The sequence below is a fragment of the Pseudomonas sp. R4-39-08 genome, assembly GCF_003852275.1.
GTDB lineage: Bacteria > Pseudomonadota > Gammaproteobacteria > Pseudomonadales > Pseudomonadaceae > Aquipseudomonas.
Genome location: NZ_CP027733.1, coordinates 5718461 through 5737099, shown reverse-complemented (window position 1 = coordinate 5737099; position 18639 = coordinate 5718461). Strand labels below are relative to the sequence as shown.

The following is an 18639-nucleotide window of genomic DNA, read 5'->3' as shown; positions in this document are numbered from 1 at the left end:
GATAAAACGGATAGCTAAACACGTCATTGAGGACGCAGGATGATTCCCAGGTTTTTACTCGTAGCCGCCACCGCGCTGCTGCTGGCGGCGTGTGCCAAGGACGCGGCCAAACCCGAAGCCGCTGCCGAGGCTGAAGCGGACACGGCTGCCGTCGAATTGCATTTTCACGCGATTGCCGGGCTCAACCCCGGCGCCAATGGCCAGGCTGCCCCGGTACGGGTGCGTATTTTCGAGCTGAAAAACGCCGCCACCTTCGCCCGCTCCGATTACTTCGCCCTGGCTGATCGTGCGCAATCCACCCTTGGCCTGGACCTGCTCGACCAGGACGAAGTGGTGATCCAGCCTGGCCAACAGCTGAGCATCCAGCGCGATCTCGACCCGGCCACGCGCCAGATCGGCTTGCTGGTGGGCTATCGCGAGCTGGACCGCGCGCAATGGCGCACCGTTATCAACGTGCCGCCACGCCAATACACCGAATATCAGATCAGCCTCGATGTGCGTGCCGTGCGCGCAGACGTCGTGGCTACCCCCGCCAGCCCAGCCCCATAACAAGCAATCGGAGCCCCCATGTCCTGGAACAATCGCGTGGTCTGGTCGGAAGGCATGTTCATCGGAACGCAGCACTTCCAGCAGCATGACCGTTACCTGGAAAACCTGATCGACGCCCGCAGTCGTCCCCTGTCCGCTGGCGCCTGGGGGTTTTCCGAGTTGCTGATCGACCAGGGCCTGCTCGCCCAGGGCAAGCTGGCCATTGTGTCGGCGCGTGGCCTGTTGCCCGACGGCACGCCATTCAATATTCCCCAGGACGACCTGGCGCCGAGCCCGCTGAATATCGACGATAACCTGCGCGACGGCCTGGTGTACCTGGCCCTGCCGCTCAAACGCGCCGGAGCGCGTGACACGGTGGATGCCGGCGAGGCCCTCGAAGCTGCGCGCTACGTGAGCCAGGTGCGTGAAGTGCGCGACGACAACGCGCCCTTCGAAAACCGCGCGCCGGTGGCCGTGGGCTCGCGGGCGTTGCGTTTGCTGACCGCCCAGGACGGCATCAGCGACTACGCCGCCATTGGCCTGGTGCGCATCAAGGAAAAGCGCGCCGACCGCGCACTGGTGCTCGATGACAGTTACATCCCGCCGGTGCTGGACGTGGCCGCGAGCAAACCGCTGAGCGCATTTCGCAGTGAGTTGCTCGGCCTGTTGCACCAACGTGGCGAAGCCCTGGCCGGACGTGTGGTGGCCTCGGGTGCCGGTGGCGCTTCGGAAATCGCCGACTTCATGCTGCTGCAACTGGTCAACCGCGCCCAGCCGCTGATCCAGCACTTCAGCCAGTTGAGCCCGCTGCACCCGGAACGCCTCTTCAGCGAGCTGGTCAGCCTTGCCGGTGAGTTTTCGACGTTTTCCACCTCCGGCCGGCGCCCCCAGGAATACCCGCACTACCAGCACGACGACCTGGCCCTGAGCTTCGCCCCGGTGATGGCGGCCCTGCGCGAAGCGCTGTCGATGCTGATCGACAGCAAGGCCACGCCGATCCCGATTGTGGAGAAGGCCTACGGCATCCACGTGGCGATGCTGGCCGACAAGACCCTGCTCGACAACGCCAGCTTCATCCTCGTGGTGCGTGCCGACGTGCCCGGCGAAACCCTGCGTGCGCGCTTCGGCCAGCAGAGCAAGGTCGGCTCGGTGGAGCACATCCGCGACCTGGTCAACCTGCAGTTGCCGGGCATTGGCCTGCTGCCGTTGCCGGTGGCGCCACGCCAGTTGCCGTATCACGCGGGCAGCACCTATTACGAGCTGGACCGGGGCAGCGAGCACTGGCAGCAGTTGAGCAATTCCGGCGGTTTCGCCTTCCACATCGCCGGGCAGTTCCCGGGCTTGAACCTGGCCTTCTGGGCGATCCGAGGATAAACCGCGATGCATCCCAATGATGATGACCGCACTCAGTTCATGCCGCGCCCAGGCGGCCGTGCGCCGGAACCTGCGCGTGCGGAGCCGGCGCCCTTGTCGATGCCGGCCGCGCCGATGCTCACCGGTAAAAGCCAGGGCCTGAACCCGCTGGAAAGCGCCGCCGGCCCGCTGCTGGCCTTGCTGACGCGGTTGCGCAACACCATCGCGCACCCGGCGCCGGCCAGCCTGCGCGCGCAGTTGCTGGCTTATCTGCGCCAATTCGAAGAGCGCGCTGAAGCCGCCGGTGTGGCGCGCAACGAAGTGCTGCTGGCCCGTTACGCGCTGTGCACCGCCCTGGATGAAGCCGTGTTGAGCACGCCCTGGGGCAGTACCAGCGATTGGGGCAAACAGAGCTTGCTGATCACCGTACACAACGAAGCCTGGGGCGGCGAAAAGGTCTTCCAGTTACTCGACCACTGCCTGCAAAGCCCACGGGAACGCCTGTACCTGCTGGAGCTGTTGTACCTGTGCATGTGCCTGGGGTTCGAAGGCCGCTACCGCGTGATGACCGACGGGCGCAGCCAGTTGGAAGCCTTGCGCGAGCGCACCGCCGCCGCGATTCGCACTGCGCGTGGCGAGCACGAGCGTGAGCTGTCGCCGCACTGGCGCGGCGTGACCGTGGCCCGCGATCGCCTGGCGCAATTCATGCCGCCGTGGATTGCCGTGGCGATCGGCCTGGCGCTGCTGCTGGCGTTGCTGTTTGGCCTGCGCATGCTGCTGGCGTCGCAGGCTGAACCGGTGTTCAAGAATATCCATGCCCTGGGCGAGATCCCGGTGCAGGCCATCGACCGTCCGGTGGCGCAGCCAAAAGTGATCGAACGGCCGCGCCTGGCCGGGTTCCTGGCCGAAGACATCAAGGCCGGCCGCGTGGCCGTGGAAGACAAGGTTGATCGCTCGGTGGTGACAATTCGTGGCGATGAACTGTTTGCGTCCGCCAGCTCCAGCATCGTCGATGACTACCAGCCGCTGATGCTGCGCATCGCCGACGCGATCCGCAAGGTCAAGGGCCAGGTGCGGGTGACCGGCCACAGCGACAATCGCCCGATTGCCACGCTGCGCTTCCCGTCGAACTGGGCGCTGTCCGAAGCGCGGGCCAAGTCGGTACTGGAAATCCTTGCGGCCAAGACCGGCCAGGCCGAGCGCTTCAGCGCCGAAGGCCGCAGCGACACCGAGCCGTTGGCGACCAACAGTACGGCCGAAGGCCGTGCCCGCAATCGTCGGGTTGAAATCACCGTATTGGCGGAGGGCGTCGAGTGAAGGCGTTGTTCAGTTTCATGATTCGCTGGGTGATCCCCGTGCTGGGCTTGATCGCCCTGGGCTTGATCATCTGGTTCGTCGGGCCGTTGCTCGATGTGCTGGTGCCGGAAGGGCGCCGCTGGGCGCTGATCATCCTGGTGTTTGCGCTGTGGATCGCCTATCGCGTGCTGCGCATCATCCAGGCGCGCCGTCAGGCCGCCGAAGTGATGCGCAGCCTGGCCGCAGAAACCCCGGCCGACCCCAACAGCGTCGCCACCGCCGAAGAGCTCAGCACCCTGCGCCAGCGCATGGACGAGGCCTTGGCGCTGCTCAAGAAGGCCAAGCTGGGTGGCGACGAACGCCGCAATCTCTATGAGCTGCCGTGGTACGTGATCATCGGCCCACCCGGTTCGGGCAAGACCACCGCGCTGGTCAATTCCGGGCTGCACTTCCCGTTGGCTGCGCAGTTGGGCGCCGGTGCGGTGCGCGGCGTCGGCGGCACGCGCAACTGCGACTGGTGGTTTACCGACCAGGCCGTTTTGCTCGACACCGCCGGGCGCTACACCACCCAGGACAGCAACTCCACGGTGGATAAGGCCGCCTGGCTGGGCTTTCTCGACTTGTTGAAAAAGCAGCGTTCACGCCGCCCCATCGACGGTGCGTTCATTGCCATCAGCCTCTCGGATCTGCTGCTCGGCACCGACGCCGAACGCGCCGCCCACGCGGCCGCGATTCGCTTGCGTATCCAGGAGCTGTACACCCAGCTGGGGGTGCGTTTCCCGATCTACCTGATGCTGACCAAGCTCGACCTGGTGCCGGGCTTCATGGAGTTCTTCGACAACCTGAGCAAGGAAGACCGCGCCCAGGTGTGGGGCATGACCTTTGCCCTGGACGACGGCAAACACAGCGACAGCCCGCTGGCCCATCTGCAGAGCGAATTCGCCGGCCTGGAGCAACGCCTCAACGAGCGGCTGGTGGAACGCCTGCAACAAGAGCGCGACCCGGCGCGCCGCGACCTGATCTATGGCTTCCCGCAACAGTTCGGTGCGCTGAAAGACTGCCTGCAAAGCTTCCTCGAAGGCGTGTTCAAACCCAACGCCTTCGAAGAGCGTGTGCTGTTGCGCGGCGTGTACTTCACCAGCGGCACCCAGGAAGGCAGCCCGATTGACCGCCTGATCGGTGCCATGGCCCAGAGCATGAACCTGGACCGTCAGCACCTGGCGCGCCAGAGCGGCACCGGGCGCAGTTACTTCATCGAAAAGCTGTTCACTGCCGTGGCCTTCGCCGAGCGTGGCCTGGTGGGGGTGAACCCGAAAGTCGAGCGCCGCCGCAAGTGGATCGCCCGGGGTGTGCTGGCCGCCACCGTGGCCACCGTGGTGGTGGTCAGCGGCCTGTGGTGGGTGAGTTATCGCGCCAACCAGGCGTATATCGCCCAGGTCGATCAGAAGGTCGCGCCCCTGGGCCAAGCCGTGCAGAACCTGAGCCCGGCGCAGCGTGAAGTCCTGGCCGTACTGCCGCTGCTCAACGCGGTGAAGAACCTGGCAGGCGATTCGCCGAGCTGGTCCGAAGGGCTGGGGCTGTACCAGGGCGACATGCTCGAAGCCGAGTCGGCGAGCGTCTATCGCAAGTTGTTGATTGCGGTGTTCGCGCCGCGCCTGGTCACGCGCATCGAAGAACAATTGCATGGCGGCGGCAACTCGGACTTTCTCTACGAAGGCCTCAAGGCCTACCTGATGCTGGCCGACAGCGAGCACTACGACCCGGACTTCATCAAGGCCTGGATCGCCCTCGACTGGGACCGCAACCTGCCACGCGACCTGCCGGCCGATCAGCGCCAGGCGTTGACCGGGCATTTGCAGGCACTGTTTGACCGCCACCCACCGAATGCGCGCCTTGATCCACGCCTGATCGATGACCTGCGCCGTCAACTGCAACAACTGCCGGTGGCCCAGCGTGTCTACGACCGGGTCAAGCGCCAGAAACTGCCCGACGGCATCCCGGACTTTCGCCTCAACGAAGCGGCCGGCCGCGATGCCGCGCTGGTGTTCAGCCGCAAGAGCGGCAAGCCATTGGGCGAACCGCTGAGCGGGTTTTTCACCGCCAAGGGCTATCGCCAGGGGTTTCTGCTGAGCAGCCTGAACCAGACCGGTACCCTGGCTGAAGAACAATGGGTGCTCGGCCAGGCACAGGCCGATCAACAGAACGTGGTGAGCCTGGCCGCCGATGTGCGCCGCTTGTACTTCCAGGATTACCAGCGCCAATGGGATGCGTTGCTGGCGGACATCGACTTTGTGCCGATCACCAGCGTGGCCCAGGCGGCCGATGTGCTGCGCGTGATCTCGGGGCCGACCTCGCCGCTGAAAAAGCTGCTGGTCGCGGTGGCCAGGGAGACCGACCTGCAAGCCGAAGAGCGCCAATTGGCCGCCAAGGGCGTGCCGGTGGAGGGCGGTGTCGACAAGCTCAAGGAGCGCCTGGGCAGCCTGCTCGGCCAGGAGCAAGCGAGCGCCAACGCGCCTGCGGCTGCGGATGACCCGGTCACCGCGCACTTTGCCGAACTCAACAGCATCGTCAGCAAAAACGAGGGCGAGCCGGCGGCGATCGACGGCCTGCTGTCGGACATGAATGCGCTGTATGTGCAGGTCAGCGCCATGGTCGGTGCCAGCGGCGATGCCTTGCTGGGCGAGGCGAAGAACCAGGCGGCAGCGGCGGCCACGCGGGTCAGCCTGAACGCCGAGCGCCAGCCTGCGCTGGTGCAGGGCATGGTCAAGTCGGTGGTCAATTCCACCACCAACAGCATGATGGGCGGCGTGCGCAACCAGCTGAACGCGGCCTGGGTCAGCGAAGTGGTCAACGTGTATCGCCAGTCCCTGGCCGGGCGCTACCCGATGTCGCCAGGCAGTGCGCGGGACGCGACCCTGGATGACTTCGGCCAGTTCTTCGGCGTCGGCGGGGTGATGGATAACTACTTCCGCAAGTACCTGCAGCCCTACGTCGACACCTCGGCCCAGACCTGGCGCTGGCAGCCGGGCGCGGCGCAGAAGCTCGGCATCGCGCCGGGCGTGCTGCAAACCTTCCAGCGCGCGGCGACGATCCGTGACGCGTTCTTCAGATCGGGGGGCACCCAGCCCATCGTGCGCTTCGAACTCAAGCCGGTGTCGATGGACCCGACCATCACCCAGTTCCTGCTTGATCTCGACGGCCAGCAACTGAGCTACGACCACGGCCCGAGCCGGCCGGTGGCGATGCAATGGCCGAACCCCGGCAGCAGTGGCGTGGTGCGTATCTCGATCATGCCGTCAGCGGCCAGCGGACGCTCCGGCGTGACCCTCGACGGCCCCTGGGCCTGGTTCCGCCTGCTGGAACAATCGGACCTGACCGCCGGCAACTCGCCGGACCGCTTCAACCTGCGCCTGCGGGTCGACGGCGCGAGCATCGCCTACGAGCTGCGCGCCAACAGTGCCTTCAACCCGTTCAAGAGCCGTGTGCTCAGCGGCTTCAGCCTGCCGGAGCGGCTATGACCACGCTGGGTTTCTACGGCAAGTTGGCCAGCCGCGGTGATTTCGTCAGCCGCGCCTTGCCCCAGAGTTTTATCGGCCCTTGGGACAGCTGGCTGGCGGCGGGTTTGCTCGCCAGCCAGAACAGCCTGGGCGCTGATTGGCTCAACGCTTATCTGGTCAGCCCGCTGTGGCGCTTCGTACTCGCGCCAGGCGTGTGCGGGCCGGACGCGGCGGCGGGTGTGGTGATGCCGAGTATCGATCGGGTCGGGCGTTATTTTCCGCTGGCGGTGGTGGCGGTGCTCGATCACGACACCAACCCCGCCGCCCTGGTGGGCGGGCCGGATGCCTGGTTCGAACAAACCGAAGAGCTGCTGCTCAGCACTCTGGACGCGGGCGCGACGTTCGAAGGGTTCAACGATGGCCTCGACCGCCTGGGCGTGCCGGCGACCGAACCGCGTGCGCTCGACAGCCGTTTCGCCGGCCTGCAACGGGTGGACGCCAGCGTGCCCCACGGGCGCATGGCGGCGCTCGCCGAACAGGCCTGCGAAGGGGCCAGCCTCTGGTGGGGCCGGGGTTCGCAGCGTATTTCACCCGGTTTATTACGGTGTCAGGGCTTGCCTGCCGCCAGCGATTTTGCGCAGTTTTTGCTCGGACAAGAAGGTGTGGTGTAGATGGGGGCGACGTATCAATCGGCGAGCAAAAGCCATGTAGGCATGGTGCGCCAGGTCAATGAAGACGCATGCCTGGACCTGCCGCAAAACCGCCTGTGGGTGGTGGCCGATGGCATGGGCGGGCACGCGGCGGGGGATTATGTCAGCAGCCTGATTGTCGACAGCCTGCGCAATGTGCCGGTTGGGCGCTCCCTTGAGGAATACGCGGCCGCCTTGCGCAACGACCTGATCCGCATCAATGCGGCGGTCCGTGAAGAAACCGCCAATCGGGGCGTGACCATGATGGGCAGCACCGTCGTGGTGCTGGCGGCGCGCGGCTTGCGCGGGGTGTGCCTGTGGGCCGGCGACAGCCGCCTGTATCGCCTGCGCGACGGCGAGTTGGAAAGCATCTCCCGCGACCACAGCTACGTGCAGGACCTGCAAGACAGCGGCCTGCTCAGCGAAGCCGATGCCCGCGTACACCCGCGCGCCAATATCGTGACCCGCGCGGTGGGTGTGGAAGCGCAACTGGACGTGGCGGCAGTCGATCTGCTGATCGCCCCCGGCGACAGTTTCCTGCTGTGCAGCGACGGCCTGACCAAGACCGTCGAGGACCACGAAATCCGTGAGGTCCTCGGCCACGACGCGCCGGATGAAATCGTGCGCAGCCTGGTGCACCTGGGGCTCAATCGCGGCGCACCGGACAACATCACCACCATCGTCGTGAAGGTGTCGCCATGAACATCGTCATCCCCGGCTATGACATCGAGGGCGAGATCGGCGAAGGCGCCATGGCCAACGTGTACCTGGCGACCCAGCGCTCGCTGGAGCGCAAGGTAGCATTGAAGGTGATGGCGGCGGCGCTGGCGGCTGACCCGAGCTTCTGCGAGCGCTTCCTGCGCGAAGGCAAGACCCTGGCGCGCTTGTCGCACCCGCACACGGTGACCATCCATGACATCGGCAATGTCGATGAGCTGTACTACATGGCCATGGAATACCTGCCCAACGGCACGCTCAAGGAGCGCATCGCCGCCGGGCTGACCCCGGAGCAGGGCGTGACGCTGATCCGCCAGATCGCCTCGGCGCTGGGTTATGCCCATGCCCAGGGCCTGGTGCACCGCGACGTGAAGCCGGCGAACATTCTGTTTCGCGCCGATGGCACGGCGGTGTTGTCGGACTTCGGCATCGCCAAGTCCCTGGACGACCGCACCCAATTCACCCAGGCCGGCTTTGCCGTGGGCACGCCCAGCTACATGAGCCCGGAACAGGCACGCGGCCAGGAGATCGACGGTCGCGCCGACCTGTATGCGCTGGGCGTGGTGCTCTATGAGATTCTGGTCGGCGAGCTGCCTTACCGTGGAACCGATGCGCTTTCCACGGCCCTCGCACACCTGACTGAGCCGTTGCCGGAATTGCCGGTGCATCACGGCCGTTACCAGGAGGTGCTGCGCAAGTTGTTGGCCAAGGACCCGGCGGAGCGTTTCGCGGATGCCGATGCATTACTGCGGGCCCTGGACAACCTGCCGGCGGAGTCGCCGGAGGCCACCTTGGTGCGGCCGCTGCCGATTCCACTGAGTTTTGACCTGGCGGGCATGACGCCTGTCACCGTCGACATACCCACCGACAAACCACAGCCGCAGCCGATAGTGCGCCAACCGGTCGTGACGCCAACGCAGCACAATGCCCCGTCCGAACAGCGCCGTGGGCCGGTGTTGGCATTGGCCGTCGTGGCGGTTGCGGTGGCACTGGCCATTGGTGGTGCCAGCTATTGGTGGTTGAGCAGTGGCGATGAGCCTGCCCAACCACCGGCTGCCGTAGTTCCCAAGGTGACGCCGCCCGCAGCCGTCGCTGAAGTGGACGGTGGTCAACGACCGTTGCTGATGGCGGGCAAGAAAACCCTGTTCCAGCGCGTGCTCAGCAAGCCCGGCGCCAAGCTTTCAGCGGACGCCGGCAGCGCGCCGGGCAAGGCGCTGCCGGCGTTTTCCGTGCTCTATGTGTACCAGCGCAAAGAGGTCGACGGCAGCCCTTGGGTGCGTGTCGGCGCCGCTACCGACGGTCGCAGTGAGGGTTGGCTGCCGGCCTCGCAGGTCAGTGACTGGAAGCAAAGCCTGGTGCTCAAGTTCACCGAGCGCTCAGGCCGGGCCCCGGTGATGTTCCTGCGCCAGTCCGCTGAGGTGGAGAAACTGCTGGCCGATCCGGCTGCGGCGAAAACGGTGTTGGCCAAGGCGCAGAACAACCGCGAAGACAATCAACAAGTGCTGGCCCTGGAACCCACTGCCAGCGCGGTACCGCAGAACCAGTTCTACTTGTTGCCGATCTTCGATGCTAAAGAGAGCTTCGACGAAAACGGCCAGCCGGTGCAGCTGCTCAATGTCGCCTCCATCGATCCTGGCAGCAGCGCGATCGCCAAGCCGGCGACGCCCGTGACCAGAGCCAATGCCGACGCCTTCCGCACGGCGGTGGTGCTGGTGGTCGATACCACCGTGTCGATGCAGCCGTATATCGATCAAGTGCGCGACGTAGTACACGAGCTGCAAACCCGTATTGCCGAGCGCGGCGAGCTGGACAGTGTCAGCTTCGGCCTGGTGGGCTTTCGCAACAGCATCAAGAAAACCCCCGGCCTGGAATACGTGGCCAAGACCCTGATCACCCTCGACCAGGGCCGCGATCCGCAACGCTTTCTCGACATGGCGCGGCAGGTCAAGGCCTCGACGGTGTCCAGCCATTCGTTCAACGAAGACGCGTTTGCCGGGGTGATGCAGGCTGTGGACGGCATGGATTGGTCCGGCTACGGCGGGCGCATCATCCTGCTGGTCTCCGATGCCGGTGCGTTGCGCAAGAACGACCCGTTCGCCGCCACCCAGATGAACGAAGCCGAAGTGCGCCAGGCGGCGCTGGGCAAGCAGATCAAGATCTACGCGCTGCATCTGCGCACCGACGCCGGCAAGAAAACCCATGCCGGCGCCGAAAGCCAGTACCGCATCCTGACCGCCGACGCCAACCCACGAATCGGCGACCTGTACACGCCGGTGCCCGGTGGTGACGTGCACAAGCTCGGTGAGCGCGTCGACGAGATTGGCACGGTGTTCGCCAACCTCGTGCATCAGGTGCGCAGCAACACGCCGCAGCCGGTGCCGCTGCTCAGTGCCACGCCGAGCCTGGCGGATAAATCCGCCGCGGTCGGTTATGCGATGCACATGGATTTCCTTGGTCGCAAAACCGCGAGCCAGGCGCCCCAGCTGGTCAGCGCCTGGACTGCCGACCGCGACCTGACCAACCCGGCGCTGCCGGCGTTCCAGGTGTGCGTGATGCTGACCAAGCTGCAATTGAACGACCTGCAGCAGTCGCTGAAACTGATCGTCGATGCGGCGCGCAAAACCCAAAGCTCACCCAAGGACTTCTTCCAGGAAATCGCCAGCGCCTCGGCCTATATGAGCCGCGACCCGCAAGCCCTGCGCAAGGGCGGCAACCTGGCCGACGGCGGCCTGCTGGGCGAATACCTGGAAGGCCTGCCGTATCGCAGCAAGTCGCTGAACATGACCCAGGACCTGTGGTTGTCGTTGAGCGTGGCCGAGCAGGAAGACTTCATCGACGAGCTGGATTCGAAAATCCGCCTCTACGAGACCTTCCACAATGACCTGGCCAATTGGGTGCGTTTCGGCGATGCCGAACCGGGCGACGCGTTGTACCGCGTGCCGTTGTCGACGTTGCCGTGATGCTGAGCCTGAACGCGGTGCACAAGAGCCGGGGCGTCGGCAGCCAGCGCTATAGCCTGGTGATTCCGGCGCTGCAGCTGCGCGCGGGTGAACAATTGGCGATTGTCGGGCCCAGCGGCTGCGGCAAGAGCACCTTGCTGGATATGTTGGCGCTGGTGTTGGCGCCGGATCGGATCGGCCAGTTTGAGTTCAACCAGTTCGACATCGGCGGGCTTTGGCGCGCAGACAGCCAAACCGCCTTGGCCCAGTTGCGCAGCCGGCATTTGGGCTATGTACTGCAGACCGGCGGGCTGCTGGGGTTTCTCGATGTGCGCGGCAATATCGCCTTGTCCCGCCAGTTGCTGGGGTTAAAGGACGACGGCAGCGTGGCGCGCCTGGTCGAGCAGCTGGAAATCAGTGACCAGTTGGACAAGCGTCCGGCCGCGTTGTCGGTGGGCCAGCGCCAGCGCGTGAGCTGTGCCCGCGCCTTGGCCCATGCGCCGCAATTGGTGCTGGCCGATGAGCCGACCGCATCCCTCGACCCGCTCAATGCCGAGCGCGTGATGCAGGCGCTGCTGGCCCAGGCCCGTGAACACCGCGCCGCCTGCGTGATCGCCACCCATGATGAACCCTTGGCCCGCGCCAGTGGCTTGCAAGTGCGCCGCATCGGTTGCCGTCGCGATGCGGACGGTGGCGTCACGGCGACGCTTGGGGAGGCGTGCTGATGCGCATCGGCCTGGTCTCGTCGCTCGCCTGGCAGGACTACCGCAACGATGCGTGGCTGTCGGCCTGTTCGGTGCTGGCGCTGGTGGCGGTCATCGCGCCATTGTTGGTGTTATTTGGCCTGAAGTTTGGACTGGTTAGCAGTTTGACCCAACGCTTGGAGACCGACCCCGCCACCCGTGAAATTATTCCGTTGGGCGGCGGTCGATTCAGCAGCGCCCTCGTCGAGCAGCTTGCCCAGCGTAGTGATGTGGCGTTTGCCATCCCGCGTACGCGGCAGATTGCGGCGACCGCGCAGGTGGGCACCGTGGTAGTGGAGATGCTGCCGACCGCTGCGGGCGACCCGTTGTTGGCTGGCTTGCCGATGCCGAAGGGCCTGGACCAGATCGTGCTCAGCCATACCGCCGCCGAAAAGCTCGCGGCGCGGCCTGGCGACTGGCTGGAGCCCCGCTTTGCGCGGCAACTGGCAGGGCGCGTCGAGGCGCAGCGCACGCGGGTGCAGGTGCTGGCGGTATTGCCGTTGGAAGCCTTCGCCCGTGACGGGTTGTTTGCTGACCTGGCGTTGCTGGAGGCGGTGGAAGATTATCGCGATGGCCGCGCTGTGCCGGCGTTGCAATGGGAAGGTGAGGCGGCGGGTGTGGGCGAGCAGCGGGTGTACCCGGCGTTTCGTTTGTATGCGCGCACGCTCAGCGATGTGGAACGGCTGCGGCTGTATTTCGCCGGGCAGAACGTGCTGGTGTCGACCCAGGCGCAAACCATCGCCCAGGTGCAGTCGTTGAGTCGCAACCTGTCGCTCGTATTCTGGATCATCTGCGGGTTGGCGTTGGCCGGTGCGTTTGCGGCGACCTTCGCCGGGGCGTTGGCGGCGGTGGCGCGCAAGCGCCGGGAGTTGTCGGTGTTGCGCCTGCTGGGCTTTTCCACCGCTGCGCTGTTGCTGTTCGTCGTGATGCAGGCGCTGTACAGCGCAAGTTTTGCCGTCGTACTCAGTGCCGGGCTGTATAGCCTGGCCGAGGCGGGTTTGAATCGATTATTCGTGCAGGTGCCGGGCGAATACGCCAGCCATCTGTTGGCGCGTCACTACGGCCTGGCCCTGGCGGCTGTGCTCGGCGTCAGCGCCGTGGCGGCGGCATGTGGGGGTTGGCGAGTGGCGCGTATCCAGGCTTCTGAAGGAATCAGAGATGTTTAAGTTACTGGGCGCCTGTGTGGCGCTGAGCCTGGCCTCGCTGGCCTGGGCCGATGAGGCAAGCGACAAGCTCGACAACCCCAAGCCGTTGCCGGACGACGTGAGCCTGCCGCTGCCATGCGAAGGCAATATGGTGTTCCGCTACGCCTATGTGCTGGCCCAGGGCACCCTGGACGACCGTGAGGTGAGCCTCGGCTATCCCTTTGCCGAAGGCGAGGCGGGCTACCAGCAATCGTTTATCTCCGGTTACCGGCGCGACTTCATCAATGGCCAGTTCACCCTCAAGGATCTGCCCAAGGACTGGAACACCGTCATCGCGCCGCTGATGCCGAAGACCGACGCCAAGACCCCGCTCAAGCCCATGCTGTACTTCATCGGCAAGTACGAAGTGACCGCCCGCCAGTACGCCCAGGTGATGTCCCAGGCGCAGTCGCTGGCCAGCGGCGAGCCGGCGCCGGCCTGTGATGCGCCTGAGGGTATGGCCGGGCGCTTGCCCAAAGTGAAACTGTCGCGCTTTGAAGCCGAGCGCTTCTCGGCGGTGTACAGCGCCTGGCTGATGAAATACCACCGCGAGTTGCTGCCGGTGAGTGGGCGCGGTGCCTCGACTGAAGACGGCGGCCTGGGCTTTGTGCGCTTGCCCACCGAAGTGGAATGGGAATTCGCCGCGCGCGGTGGCCAGGCAGTGAGTCGCCAGGACTTGGAAGGCCGCCTGTTTCCGCGCCGCGTCGAGGGCAGTGAGAACGACGGGCCACTGAGCGATTACGCGGTGTTCAACCAGGTCGCCGGCGGCACCGGCCAGGCGGCACGGCTGATGCCTATCGGCACCAAGCTGCCCAACCCGATCGGGATGTTCGATGTGATCGGCAACGCCGCCGAAATGGTCCAGGAATCCTTCCAACTGGTGCACGCCGGGCGCCGCCAGGGCACCTATGGCGGCTTCGTGGTCAAGGGCGGCAATTACTTGGAGGGCGAAGGCACCTTGTTCACCGGCATGCGCCGTGAGTACCCGCTGTTTGCCGCCGATGGCACCGAGCAAAGCAACGAGACCACCGGGTTTCGCGTGGCGATTGGCGCGCTGTCGGCGCCGCGCTCGCGCTACAAGGAGCTGTTTGCGCAGTGGCAGAAAGAGGGCCGCCTGGCGTCGCTGACCGACGCCATCGACGACGCCCAGGACCCGACCAAGCGCCTGGACAGCATCATCGCCGCCAGCGTCGACCCCAAGCTGCAAGCCGAACTGGGGCTGGTCAACGAAGAGCTCAAGCGCAACGTTTCGCTGATCGCCCAGCAGCGCGAGGAAGCGGCAGGCAACCTGATTCAGTCCGCCGCGTTGGTGGCCGAGACCATCAGCAACTACAACATCCGCCTGGCCAACCTGCAGAAGAGTCGCCAGCAGGCCGTGGATAACAAAGACCAGGCCAGCGCGCAGCTGTTCGACATGGCCATCGCCAACGGGCGCAGCGCGCTGGACGGCGCCGTGGCGATCTACATCGACAACCTGGCTACCGGCACGCGCTATACCGATGCGGTGATCCAGGCCCAGTTTCAACGAATCAAGGAAGAGTTGGACCGCAAGCCGGTGCTCGGCAAGAGCCTGGTGACGCGCGCGATACTGTTCGTTCGCCATGTCGGCAACTACCGCAAGCAACAGCGGGCCGACCCGGCGACGATCCTGAAGGAATTGCTCGCAGCGAGCGGTCAGCGGTCTTGATCGTTGGCTGTCTAGCGAGCTTGGAAGGGACTCAGGCGGCGGTGGGCCGTGCTGGGCAAGTCAAACTTAATAGAGATCACACCTATGCTTTTTTCCCGTAAGTTGGTTTCCAAGCGTCACCTGCTGCTGATTGCGGCCGGTTTCAGCACCGTGTTGACCGGTTGCGCAACGTCGCCTGCGTCCAAGGTCGCGTCGAGCACCAAGGTTGAGTACTACCCCAACTGCTACGAGCCGGTGCAGCACCTGCGTGCTACCGATTCGAACATGACCAAGTCGGTGGTGACCGGCGCAGCCATCGGCGCGGCCGGCGGTGCCTTGCTGGGCGCCCTGACCGGCGACAAGGAAAAGCGCGGCCGCAACGCCGCTATCGGCGCAGCGGGCGGCGCCCTGGCGGGTGGCGCGGCGGGCTACTACACCGAGCGTCAGAAGCAGATCAGCGATGACAACCAGCGCATCGCTTCCTACTCCACCGACTTCAACAAAAGCGCCTCGGACATCGACCGCAGCACCGCCTATGCCAAGGCCTCGCAACAGTGCTACCAGAGCGCATTCAGCAAGCTGGTCGCAGACCGCAAGGCCAAGACCGTCAACGACACCGAGGGCCGCAAGCGCCTGGCGGAAATCGTTGCGGGCCTGAAGGAATCCAATGACTTGATCGTTGCGGTCAACGGCAAAGCCAGCGAAGACCTCAACAACTACACCCAGGCCTACGAGAAAGACCTGCAGCAGGTTGGCGTGCAGCGTAGCGACGTGGTGACCGTGGCCACCGCCGACACCACGCCTGTGGTCACTCCGGTCAAAGGCAAGAAAGCCGTGAAGCCGGCCAAGAAACCCGTGCTCCCGACCGTGCCGAAAGAAGCGGTGACCACCGAGAAGAGCATCCAGACCGTTCAGGCCAAGCAGGCTGAAAGCAAGCAGGTCGCCAGCTCCGGCAAGGCTCAGCTCGAAGGCAGCTGCCGCGATCCAAACCTGGCCGATTGGGCGCCGGTGCCTTGCCCTAACGTTTAAGTAACCTGTTGCTATAAGCGTTAAACGTCAACCGATCTCCCGCTAAAGCGCGAGATCGGTGGCGTTCTGTTTGCAAATCGTTACACTGCTGCGGCCACTCAATAATTACACCGAGGCCGTGTGCATGAAATTTCGTCTTCTCCTGTGGGTGCTGGGCCTGATGATGGGCAAAGCCAGCCGCACCAACCCCGCCTTCCAGCAGCAGCTAGGTGACAAAGACCTGGCCTTCCAGTTGCAGACCCTCGACGGCAAGGTTGCCCGTCACTTCATCGTCAAAGACCAGCGCATCACCAGCCGCTCGGGTGTACACCCTGAGCCTGCCTTTGCGATTGCCTTCAAAGACGCCGCCTACGGCTTCGCCACGATGCAGGCGAAGAACAAGCAACTGGCGTTCATGACGGGGATTCAGGACAAGTCGATCCAGATCAAGGGCAACCCGGCGCTGGTGATCTGGTTTCAGGGGTTGACCAAGTATCTGAAGCCGAAGAAAAAGAAGTAAGCGTTCAGTGATCGTTCCCACGCTCTGCGTGGGAATGCCGCTTTGGACGCTCCGCGTCCGCTCTTAAGTGGTGACGCGGAGCGTCACGGGATGCATTCCCACGCGGAGCGTGGGAATGATCAGGTTCAGTGCTGGCTGAACTGCGACGCCAATTCCCGCAACAACACCTCGGCATCTAGCACCTTGCCGACCACGTCTTCAGCCTTTTCCCGGCTCAAGCCCAGGCGCTCGAGCAGTGCATCCGGGATGGTTTCATCCGGCCCGGAACCGATCCCCCGGCTGCGCAACAGGCGCACGGCCAGGCACACCAGGTTCGGGTATTCGGCGTACTGCCCGACATCTCATGGGTTTACTTGCCCCGAGACAGTGAGTACTCGATCAGCCAGCAACTGTGCCAGTTCGATTAACTGCGTAACGCCCAGCAGTTCCTCTCGTTTCGGTCCTTCAAGGTCAAAGGCCAGGTCGCAACTCAGCGCATTGGCCGAGGCCAGTGTTTCGCTGAGGTTGACCAGTAGGTCTTGCGTGGGGATGCCGTCTTTCACGGTGAATAGCACGCTGGGTGCTGGATCGATTGGGGGATTTGGGGTGGGTTTGATCATGGTGAAACTCCGGAGATATTAAAGGAGCTGCCATTGATCGCCGCGACGCGATGGGGGTGGCAGCTGTACGCAGGTTCGCGGACCGACTCTCCAGAACATCGGCATACCCGAAGGTATCCCGCGCACAGCCGCCATAGCGCCGCACAGTAGACGACAAAAAAGCGCCAACTGAAAGGACACGATGACGCTTTTGCGTCTGAAGAAATACGGGCCGCGACGCCCGACCGCTGATTGTGCAACGGTGCACTGAGACTAGAGATTGAGTGTCCTAGCGGCAACCTCAACGCCTTGTAAGACGTTTCTGTTTCTAGCCGAACGGACAGTTGTTTGGCTTTGCGCCAGCCAAGCCGAAGAAAAAGAAGTAAGCGTTCAGTTAAACCGAGGTGGATTCATCGGGGGCAAGCCCCCTCCCACATTCGACCGCATTCCACAGCTGGAACTCGGTTAAGTGTGGGAGGGGGCTTGCCCCCGATAGCGGTGTGACTGTCGACAGATTCAGTGCTGGCTGAACTGCGAGGCTAGTTCGCGCAACAACACTTCGGCATCCAGCACCTTGCCGACTACGTCTTCAGCCTTTTCCCGGCTCAAGCCCAGACGCTCAAGCAGTGCATCCGGGATGGTTTCATCCGGCCCGGAACCGATTCCTCGGCTGCGCAACAGGCGCACGGCCAGGCACACCAGGTTCGGGTATTCGGCGTACTGCCCGTCATAGCTCGGGTCATGCTGGAAGCGCAGGGCGGTGGACAGTTCGTCCGGCATGTCCCAGTAACGCATCAGCCAGGCGCCGATCTGCTCGCGGCTGATGCCCAGCAGGTGTTGTTCCACGTAGCTGTGGCACAGGTGCGGGTTGACCTCCAGGTGGCGGCAGATCAGCGAAAAGTGCGGCGGGAACACATGGGCCAGCAGCAGGTAACCAAAGTTGTGCAGCAACCCTGCCAGGTAGGTGAGGCCGGCTTCCGGGCGCTGGGCGCGGGGCATGGCGCGGGTCAGGCCTTCGATCACGGCGGCGGTGTAGATCGACTGGTGCCAGTACGGCGTGGACGGATGCGGGCGGTCCTTGGGCAGGCTCAGGGTTTTACCCAGGGCCAGGCCCAGCGCCAGGTTGATCACCAGATCGAAGCCCAGCACGCGCACGATGGCGTCTTCCACCGAGCGGATCTTGCCCGGCGAAGCGTAGTAGGGCGACGCCGCCCAGCTCACTACTTGGGCGGCCAGGGCCGGGTCGGTTTCCACCACGCCGGTGATGTCGTCGATGGTGGCGTTGGGGTCGACACGCAGCTTGATGATCTTCTGCGCGGTGTCGGCCAGTGGCGGAATCTCGATGGTCGCTTCCAGGCGTTGCTGAATACGGCGGGCAGTGAATGCCTGCATCGCCTGGGTGATTTCCTCACGATCATCATTGGGGCGGTCGAGGTTGGGGCGAATGTTGCTCAGGGGCTCGCCGAACTGAGCCGCACTGGCCTTGGTCAGCATGGTCTTGAAGTGCTCGCTGGCGATTTCCAGCAGCAACCCGGCTTCGCCCGAATGCACCAATAGACTCGGCTCGTTGAGCAGGCTGCCTTCATACAGGCACGGCGAACTGGTGAGCGGCGGCAGGCCCGGCAGCAGGTTCAGCTCATGCTTGCCCAGCATGCGCTCGACGCGCTCCGGCGCCACAGCGGTGAGGCGGCGACCGGTGAGCTCGGTAAGGCGGTTGAGGTCGAGCAACTGGCTTTGGGGGAACAGCACCATGAGCGCGCCAACGGCATCTTCGAGCAGTACCGCCTGGACCTTTCGCGCAGGGTTCAGGCCCGTCTGTTCAGCGACTTCCGTGTAGGGGATGGCGAGCTTTGCGAGCAACGCCCGAATGACCGGCGGGGCGGTCAGTGGGGCGGTAGCGAGGGCAACTTCTGACATGGCC

14 protein-coding genes and 1 pseudogene are annotated in these 18639 nt (G+C 64.6%); 12 read left to right on the top strand and 3 right to left on the bottom strand.

Annotation, left to right across the window (positions count from 1 at the left end; translation table 11 throughout):
* Nucleotides 1–39: 39 nt before the first annotated feature.
* The 12 genes from tssJ to C4J88_RS26640 all read left to right on the top strand — a co-directional run bounded on the left by tssJ (nt 40) and on the right by C4J88_RS26640 (nt 16140).
* Nucleotides 40–549, top strand: a complete 510-nt coding sequence (tssJ, locus tag C4J88_RS26695) for a type VI secretion system lipoprotein TssJ (protein ID WP_124408514.1) — start codon at nt 40–42, stop codon at nt 547–549.
* 18 nt (nt 550–567) lie between these two features.
* Nucleotides 568–1902, top strand: coding sequence for a type VI secretion system baseplate subunit TssK (tssK, locus tag C4J88_RS26690; RefSeq protein WP_124368840.1), 1335 nt, complete (start codon nt 568–570; stop codon nt 1900–1902).
* Nucleotides 1903–1908: 6 nt separating this feature from the next.
* Nucleotides 1909–3198: a DotU family type VI secretion system protein gene (locus tag C4J88_RS26685; protein WP_124408513.1), complete on the top strand. Its 1290-nt coding sequence runs from the start codon at nt 1909–1911 to the stop codon at nt 3196–3198.
* Complete coding sequence (gene tssM, locus C4J88_RS26680; RefSeq protein WP_124408512.1) at nt 3195–6695, top strand: type VI secretion system membrane subunit TssM; 3501 nt, start codon at nt 3195–3197, stop codon at nt 6693–6695. The genes C4J88_RS26685 and tssM overlap by 4 nt, the downstream gene beginning before the upstream one ends.
* Nucleotides 6692–7345: a type VI secretion system-associated protein TagF gene (gene tagF / locus C4J88_RS26675; RefSeq protein ID WP_124408511.1), complete on the top strand. Its 654-nt coding sequence runs from the start codon at nt 6692–6694 to the stop codon at nt 7343–7345. The genes tssM and tagF overlap by 4 nt, the downstream gene beginning before the upstream one ends.
* Nucleotides 7346–8065, top strand: coding sequence for a PP2C family serine/threonine-protein phosphatase (locus C4J88_RS26670; RefSeq protein ID WP_124364994.1), 720 nt, complete (start codon nt 7346–7348; stop codon nt 8063–8065). It begins immediately after the preceding gene.
* Nucleotides 8062–11040 (top strand): serine/threonine-protein kinase, encoded by a 2979-nt coding sequence (locus tag C4J88_RS26665; protein WP_124408510.1) that lies wholly within the window; start codon nt 8062–8064, stop codon nt 11038–11040. Before C4J88_RS26670 ends, C4J88_RS26665 begins: the two co-directional genes overlap by 4 nt.
* The gene (locus C4J88_RS26660) at nt 11040–11744 is read left to right on the top strand and encodes an ABC transporter ATP-binding protein (protein ID WP_124408509.1); all 705 of its coding nucleotides are present in this window, start codon (nt 11040–11042) and stop codon (nt 11742–11744) included. The genes C4J88_RS26665 and C4J88_RS26660 overlap by 1 nt, the downstream gene beginning before the upstream one ends.
* Nucleotides 11744–12928 (top strand): ABC transporter permease, encoded by a 1185-nt coding sequence (locus tag C4J88_RS26655; protein ID WP_124408508.1) that lies wholly within the window; start codon nt 11744–11746, stop codon nt 12926–12928. Before C4J88_RS26660 ends, C4J88_RS26655 begins: the two co-directional genes overlap by 1 nt.
* Nucleotides 12921–14633, top strand: a complete 1713-nt coding sequence (locus C4J88_RS26650; protein ID WP_124408507.1) for an SUMF1/EgtB/PvdO family nonheme iron enzyme — start codon at nt 12921–12923, stop codon at nt 14631–14633. The genes C4J88_RS26655 and C4J88_RS26650 overlap by 8 nt, the downstream gene beginning before the upstream one ends.
* Nucleotides 14634–14717: 84 nt before the next feature.
* Nucleotides 14718–15641, top strand: coding sequence for a type VI secretion system-associated lipoprotein TagQ (gene tagQ, locus C4J88_RS26645; protein WP_124408506.1), 924 nt, complete (start codon nt 14718–14720; stop codon nt 15639–15641).
* 124 nt (nt 15642–15765) lie between these two features.
* A complete protein-coding gene (locus C4J88_RS26640) occupies nt 15766–16140 on the top strand; it encodes a hypothetical protein (RefSeq protein WP_032803751.1) in 375 nt (124 codons plus the stop codon).
* A 125-nt stretch (nt 16141–16265) separates the two neighbouring features.
* Here the strand turns inward: C4J88_RS26640 and C4J88_RS26635 are convergent.
* From C4J88_RS26635 to C4J88_RS26625, 3 genes and pseudogenes are all read right to left on the bottom strand, one after another.
* Nucleotides 16266–16475, bottom strand: a pseudogene (locus tag C4J88_RS26635) (histidine kinase); the annotation flags it as partial.
* A 6-nt stretch (nt 16476–16481) separates the two neighbouring features.
* Nucleotides 16482–16739 (bottom strand): DUF6124 family protein, encoded by a 258-nt coding sequence (locus C4J88_RS26630; RefSeq protein ID WP_124368831.1) that lies wholly within the window; start codon nt 16737–16739, stop codon nt 16482–16484.
* Nucleotides 16740–17234: 495 nt separating this feature from the next.
* Nucleotides 17235–18635, bottom strand: a complete 1401-nt coding sequence (locus tag C4J88_RS26625; protein ID WP_124368829.1) for an aminoacyl-tRNA deacylase and HDOD domain-containing protein — start codon at nt 18633–18635, stop codon at nt 17235–17237.
* Nucleotides 18636–18639 lie beyond the last annotated feature (4 nt).